This window comes from Tenacibaculum sp. MEBiC06402, assembly GCF_049239625.1.
Lineage (GTDB): Bacteria > Bacteroidota > Bacteroidia > Flavobacteriales > Flavobacteriaceae > Polaribacter.
The window spans coordinates 1-857 of record NZ_JBMKKT010000050.1 but is presented as its reverse complement, the minus strand read 5'-3'; the positions used below and the strand labels follow the sequence as shown (position 1 = coordinate 857).

The window sequence follows — 857 nt, the reverse complement described above, 5'->3', positions numbered from 1 at the left end:
AAGATTGAATTTCCGGTGAGGTCCCGAAGCTTCGGGACAGCCGCAATTAATTATACACCTTGTTGGCAACAGTTACGTTTTCCATATTTCATACCATTTTTTTTGTCTAAATTTTTTTAATTCATCCAACTCAATTCTTGGGTTTTCACTGTGTTGATATCCAAACCAAGAAGGTGTATCATTTAAAAGTCTACCAGTAATAACTTCGTCAAGCCATCTCTCATACCAATCTAGAAAATTGTTTTCAAATGTAAATTTTGGTTTTTGTCTTGATAAATCAAGATTAACAACTCTTCCTCTGAATTTACCATTTAATATTAATCCATGAAGATAGGTACAACCTTGAGAACCAATAGGCAAAATTCCAGCAAATAAATTTCCCATTTCTTTATCATATTCATCATCTGTCATATCAGAATCATCTTCTAATTTTTTAATTAAATCACTCCAAAATTCATCGCTCATATTTGGATGAATTTTCACCTTTTCAGAAAGATAAATGTTTGGATAATCAACTAGTTCATTAATGTTTTTTCCTAAAGGATAAATTCCATAAAACGGACCAACAGCAGATTTTTCATAAGAAATCCCACCATTTCCAATCTTGGTTAAGAAAGAGGTATAGCTCGCAGGTAATTGGATATTATATTTCTTTTCGAACAATTTTATTTTCTCTTCTGAAATAGTATTTCCAATTTTATATTTATGACTAGACGCTCCAAATACTTTTAGTTTTTTATCAACTTTTTTTGCTATTTCAAGTTTTATTTTAATTCTTTCAATTTGTTCTAAAAGATTATCCATTTATTTTTTGAGCAATTGTTGCCAACGTATTTGTGTATGATTTTTTGCGGGAA

General features: G+C 29.9%; 1 protein-coding gene. It reads right to left on the bottom strand.

The window, feature by feature from the left end:
- Nucleotides 1–72: 72 nt before the first annotated feature.
- On the bottom strand, nucleotides 73–804 hold the full coding sequence (locus tag ACOSP6_RS00420) for an SMI1/KNR4 family protein (protein ID WP_422092443.1): 732 nt from the start codon (nucleotides 802–804) through the stop codon (nucleotides 73–75).
- Nucleotides 805–857: the final 53 nt, after the last annotated feature.